Annotated in this window: 3 protein-coding genes and 1 pseudogene; 3 read left to right on the top strand and 1 reads right to left on the bottom strand. The window is 37.5% G+C overall.

What is annotated here, in order from left to right; genetic code table 11:
- Window positions 1–269 precede the first annotated feature (269 nt).
- Window positions 270–734, bottom strand: a complete 465-nt coding sequence (gene lspA / locus H1P_RS29955; protein WP_144874636.1) for a signal peptidase II — start codon at window positions 732–734, stop codon at window positions 270–272.
- 173 nt (window positions 735–907) lie between these two features.
- Here lspA and typA point away from each other — a divergent pair, with 173 nt between their 5' ends.
- The 3 genes and pseudogenes from typA to mnmG all read left to right on the top strand — a co-directional run bounded on the left by typA (window position 908) and on the right by mnmG (window position 5,980).
- Window positions 908–2,701 carry a translational GTPase TypA gene (typA, locus tag H1P_RS29950; RefSeq protein ID WP_144874634.1) on the top strand — a complete coding sequence of 598 codons (1,794 nt, stop codon included), beginning with the start codon at window positions 908–910 and terminating at the stop codon, window positions 2,699–2,701.
- A 271-nt stretch (window positions 2,702–2,972) separates the two neighbouring features.
- Window positions 2,973–3,662, top strand: a pseudogene (locus tag H1P_RS29945) (Uma2 family endonuclease).
- A 404-nt stretch (window positions 3,663–4,066) separates the two neighbouring features.
- Window positions 4,067–5,980, top strand: coding sequence for a tRNA uridine-5-carboxymethylaminomethyl(34) synthesis enzyme MnmG (mnmG, locus tag H1P_RS29940; RefSeq protein ID WP_144874632.1), 1,914 nt, complete (start codon window positions 4,067–4,069; stop codon window positions 5,978–5,980).
- Window positions 5,981–6,251: the final 271 nt, after the last annotated feature.

The following is a 6,251-nucleotide window of genomic DNA, read 5'->3' as shown; positions in this document are numbered from 1 at the left end:
ATTTTTTTAAGAAGAAAACTAGCAAATATCTTAGCTGAATTTACTCAAGCAGATATCGCTTCCATTACGGGATTTGATTTCATTCTCGATGCATTATCTGTAGCTGGACTTTAGGAAATTGGTATAACCTGTGGTAAATCCAGCAATAACGATCGATAAAAGCAACTGTTGAAGTAGCATATTTTGGAAAATATACCATAATGTAGAAGTCATTTTTTGTGATTAACTTCTAATTTTATTTAAATCCTTAAGTAATAAAAGAGGGACAACTATCGAGACTTATGAGTAAATCCGAAACTAGTTAATAGCAAGCAAATAATTCCCAAATTAATCGCTACATCCGCCACATTAAAAACAGGAAAATTAATTAATCGAAAATCTAAAAAATCTACTACATAACCAAACAAAAAGCGATCGATACCATTACCAAATGCTCCTGCTAAAATAAATCCATAGCCAATTTGCTCTATTTTAGGTAACCTACTCCCAAACCAAGCAAAAGCCATCAAACCTAAACTAACAATTAGTGAAAGCCATCGTAACCAAACAACACCACCACTAAAAAAGCTAAAAGCTGCCCCTGTATTTTTAACATAAGTTAGGTGAAAGACATTTTCCCAAAGGGGAAAAGTATCCCCCACTTCGGTAAAATCTTGTGTAACTAAATATTTAGTTACTTGGTCTATGATTAAAAATGCGATCGCTATTAGCCAAAAATAAGGATTTTTCTTCATTAATCAATAATTAATTTCTAACTTCAGTATCAGGACAATAAATCATTATTTCACTTTCCTCACTTCTTCTTTCCCATTTCTCATTCCTTCCTCCTGACCCTGTCCTACGTTATAATTATTAAGAAAATTTGAGCAAACTATACAAAACTAATTAAGTCTGTAGACCAATCCTTATGTCTCTTCCCATTCGCAACTTGGCAATAATTGCCCACGTCGATCACGGTAAAACCACTCTTGTAGACGCACTTCTCAAACAATCGGGTATTTTCCGCGAAGGAGAAGATATACCAGATTGTGTCATGGACTCTAACGATCTTGAACGAGAAAGGGGCATTACCATCCTTTCTAAAAATACCGCAGTTAGCTACAAAGATATCTTAATTAATATCGTAGATACCCCTGGACACGCTGACTTCGGTGGAGAAGTAGAACGAGTATTAGGGATGGTAGATGGCTGCATTTTAATTGTAGATGCCAATGAAGGGCCGATGCCTCAAACTCGCTTTGTACTTAAAAAAGCGTTAGAAAAAGGTTTACGTCCTATCGTAGTTGTCAACAAAATTGACCGTCCTAATGTCGAGCCTGACACTGCTGTCGATCAAGTATTTGACCTTTTTGTCGAATTAGGTGCAGATGATGACCAGTGTGACTTCACTACTCTCTATGCTTCTGGGATGCAAGGTTTTGCCAAAGAATCGTTAGATGATGAAGATGCAGATATGCAACCACTGTTTGAGGCAATCATACATCATGTTCCCCCACCAGCAGGCGATCCTGAAAAACCTTTACAGCTACAGGTAACAACCCTGGATTATTCTGATTATTTAGGAAGAATTGTTATTGGTAGAATTCACAATGGGGTTATTAAAGCAGGTCAACAAGCAGCCCTAGTTAAAGAAGACGGTAAGATTGTCAAAGCTAAAATCTCGAAACTAATGGGTTTTGAAGGGTTAGCCAGAGTCGAAATTCCCGAAGCTAAAGCAGGTAATCTAGTAGCGGTAGCTGGTTTTGGTGATGCCAACATCGGGGAAACTATTACATCTCCTGAAGATCCCCAAGCTTTACCTCTAATCAAGGTAGACGAGCCTACTTTACAAATGACTTTCTCGGTTAATAATTCTCCCTTTGCAGGTCAAGAAGGTACTTATGTTACTTCTAGACAGATTCGCGATCGCTTTGACCGAGAATTAGAAACTAACGTTGCTTTAAGAATAGAAGATGGAGAATCGGCTGAGCAATTCTTAGTATCTGGAAGAGGAGAATTGCACTTGGGTATTTTAATCGAAACCATGCGTCGTGAAGGCTATGAGTTTCAAGTATCTCAGCCTCAAGTAATTTATCGTGAGATGAATGGTCAGCCATGCGAACCTTATGAATATCTTGTATTGGATGTTCCTGAAGATGCTGTTGGTAGCTGTATCGAACGCTTGGGACAGCGTAAAGGGGAAATGCAAGATATGCAAACTGGGATTAACGGACGCACTCAGTTAGAATTTGTTGTACCCGCAAGAGGTTTAATTGGTTTCCGTGGCGAGTTTATTCGGATTTCTCGCGGTGAAGGCATTATGAACCACAGTTTCTTAGAATATCGTCCTTTATGTGGCGATCTAGAAACTCGTTACAACGGTGTCATCACTGCGTTTGAAGAAGGTACTGCTACTTTCTACGCTTTGAAAAATGCTGAAGACAGAGGTGTTTTCTTTATTACCCCAGGTACCAAAGTCTACAAGGGTATGATTGTGGGCGAACATAACCGTCCTCAAGATTTAGACCTCAATGTTTGTAAAGCGAAACAATTAACTAACCATCGTGCTGCTTCTGGAGACGAATTAGTTCAATTACAAACTCCCGTGGAAATGAGTCTCGAAAGAGCTTTAGAATATATTGGCCCTGATGAATTAGTAGAGGTTACTCCTGAATCGATTCGTTTGCGTAAAGTGAAAACTAAAAAGCTAGCCAAGCGATAAATAAATAATTAGTAATTGCTAATTACCAAGTTTGATTTTGTAGGGGTTTAATGCAAGTTAAGCCCCTATTATCATTTTATTGAGAGTTTTTGAGATGAAATCTGTTAATAAAGTTATTGTGAAAGTAACTTAAGAAAGTTATTTAAAGCTAAAAATAGCTTAGAAGTAGAAAAAGCAATTATTTATATTCATGACAAAAATTATTATTCTAACTACTGATTACTATCTTCTTTCTCAACTAACAAATTAGGATTGATACTAGAGGTCTAATATGATTAATACTTCTACTAAGTCAATAGTAAATACTTGGGTATCTGCTACTTGGGATGAATATCTAAAAGAGATTCAAAACCCTATCTACAAAAAAGCCAAGGGTTACTATTACAATAGCGAGTACAGAATTGAAATGACGGGAGGAAATGCCGACGGTCAGTCGGCATATTCCACTCCCGTGTTGACACCTATAGGCAACGATCATTCGCGAGATCATTCTACAATTACTCACGCAGTTTATCTTTTTGCCACTTTCAAGAACATTCCTCTTAATATTCAAGACAATTGTAGCTATAGAAAGCCTAATGTTATTGAACTACAGCCAGATTTATCTTGTTATGTAGGAGATAATGCAGATGTAATTCCTTATGGAACAGGAATTGTCGATCTAAGTCAATATCCCGCGCCTAATTTAGTGATTGAAGTTTCTAATACTTCTTTATCAGATGATTTAGGCAAAAAAAGACTATTATATGAAGATTTAGGGATTACAGAATATTGAGTTGTAGACGTTCAAGGTGTGCAAGTAATTGCTTTTGAAATTGTTGATAATGGTAGCAAAAGAATTACAAAATCAGAAGTATTATCAGGATTAGAAATTAACATATTAACTGAAGCTTTGCAACGCAGTAGAAATAGTAATCATACAGAAGTTGGTGCTTGGTTATTACAACAATTCCAACAGTAGAGATAATTCACAAATAACCCCTAATAGTATAAAATTAACGCCTTTTAGACTTATTGATAATTTTGGAGTTATATACTTCATACCTCTAAAATTGATTCAAAAGAATATTAAAAAAAAGAATCTCAAAATTGATGGCAATCTGTTGTATTACTTTGACAAAATTAACTACTAGCCATTGATAGGTTGGTTTTTAACCTCAGTATTGGAAAGTTGAGCAAATTAACAGGACAAGAAAAATACTTCACTGCTTTTAAAGAGTATAATCTGAGTTAGGAATAAGACTCGTTATTAAAAATATGCATCAAAATTACATATCGATGTATGTTAATTGTATACACCGTATATCACATAATAACCACTAACTACTAATACTTGTTTCTTTATACCTGATTTTAATTACCGATATGACTGTGGATTTTCAAGACTCTTTCGATGTCATCGTTGTGGGTGGCGGACATTCTGGCTGTGAGGCTGCTTTGGCTGCTGCGCGGTTGGGCTGTCGTACCATGATGTTAACTCTTAACTTGGATAAAATTGCTTGGCAACCCTGTAACCCTGCGGTGGGAGGTCCTGCAAAGTCTCAGTTAACCCACGAGGTTGATGCGTTGGGTGGGGAAATCGGTAAAATGGCAGACCGCACTTATCTACAAAAGCGGGTGTTAAATTCTTCGCGGGGTCCTGCTGTATGGGCATTACGGGCGCAGACTGATAAGCGGGAATATGCCCTAGTAATGAAAAATATTGTGGAAAATCAGCCCAATCTTAGTATCCGTGAAGGGATGGTAACAGATTTGGTGTTGGGTAAAAATGAAGAAGTCATTGGGGTAGAAACTTATTTTGGCACTTGTTTTGGTGCAAAAGCGGTCATTATTACTACTGGTACTTTTTTAGGGGGACGTATCTGGGTAGGAAACAAGTCGATGGAAGCAGGAAGGGCGGGAGAATTTGCTGCGATTGGCTTGACGGAAACTCTAAACCGTATGGGTTTTGAAACAGGAAGACTGAAAACAGGTACTCCTGCACGGGTAGATAAACGCTCTGTAGACTATAGCAAAATGGAAGTGCAACCTTTTGATGATGAGGTGCGCTGGTTTAGCTTTGATCCCGAAGTTTGGGTGGAAAAAGAGCAAATGAATTGCTATTTGACTCGCACTACCGCCGAAACCCATAAAATCATTCGAGATAATCTGGAATTGTCTCCTATATATGGTGGTTGGGTGGATGCGAAAGGTCCTCGTTATTGTCCTAGTATTGAAGATAAGATTGTGCGCTTTGCCGATAAAGCCAGCCATCAGATATTTATTGAGCCAGAAGGTAGAGATATTCCTGAGCTTTATATTCAAGGATTTTCTACGGGATTACCTGAAAATTTACAGTTAGCGATGTTGCGGACGCTTCCAGGTCTAGAAAGCTGTGTTATGCTTCGTCCTGCTTATGCAGTGGAGTATGATTTCTTACCTGCAACCCAGTGTTACCCTACCCTAATGACCAAAAAAATTGAGGGTTTATTTTCTGCGGGGCAAATTAACGGTACAACAGGTTACGAAGAAGCAGCAGCCCAAGGTATTGTGGCAGGTATTAATGCAGTCCGATTTGCTAGAGGTCAAGAAATGATTGTCTTCACCCGTGAAGAGAGTTACATCGGTACACTTATAGATGACCTTTGTACTAAAGATTTGCGCGAGCCTTATCGGATGCTAACCAGTCGCTCGGAATATCGTTTAGTATTACGTTCGGATAATGCTGACCGTCGTTTAACTCCTTTAGGTAGAGAAATCGGTTTAATCGATGACCGCCGTTGGCAATTGTATTTTGATAAACAAGATCATATTATTGCAGAGAAAGAAAGACTCCACAGTAATAGAATAAAAGAAAACGATGTAGAAGGGAAGGCGATCGCATCTGAAACCAATCAAAAAATAAAAGGCTCGATTACTCTGGCTGATTTGTTACGTCGTCCTGGCTTCCACTACGCTGATTTAGCAAGATACAACTTGCATGATGCTAATTTAACTCAAGCAGAAACAGAAGGGGCGGAAATCGATATTAAATATTCTGGTTACATCAAACGCCAAACAACCCAAATCGAACAATTAGCCCGTCATACCAATCGTAAGTTACCACCCAATATTGACTATATGAATATTGATAGTTTACGCATGGAAGCAAGGGAAAAATTAACTAAAGTACGTCCTCTAACTATCGGTCAAGCTTCTCGTATTGGTGGGGTTAATCCAGCCGATGTTAATGCGCTGTTGGTTTACTTGGAATATAAATCAAAAACAATGAACAATGAACCATTAACCATTAACAATTGACAATGAACCATTAATCATTATCAAAAGCATCATCTCAAAACTAAATCCAAATATCTTAAAAATTATCCGTAATATTGGTTGGTTAACAGCAGAAAGATTAATCACCATGACGGTTAATTTTTTTGTAACTATTTATATAGTTAAATCCCACATTCCGCACGTCAAAACGGAGCATAAAGCAATCAGAAAAATAATCTCCTAAAAGAGATACTAGAATCAGTAAAAGTACTGAATAATAAATAGTTCTCTTTAGTTTGAATAGAACTAAAAT

The sequence above is a fragment of the Hyella patelloides LEGE 07179 genome (assembly GCF_900659865.1).
Classification (GTDB): domain Bacteria; phylum Cyanobacteriota; class Cyanobacteriia; order Cyanobacteriales; family Xenococcaceae; genus Hyella; species Hyella patelloides.
The sequence above is the reverse complement of the archived record's forward strand: the minus strand, read 5'-3'. Positions and strand labels throughout refer to the sequence as shown.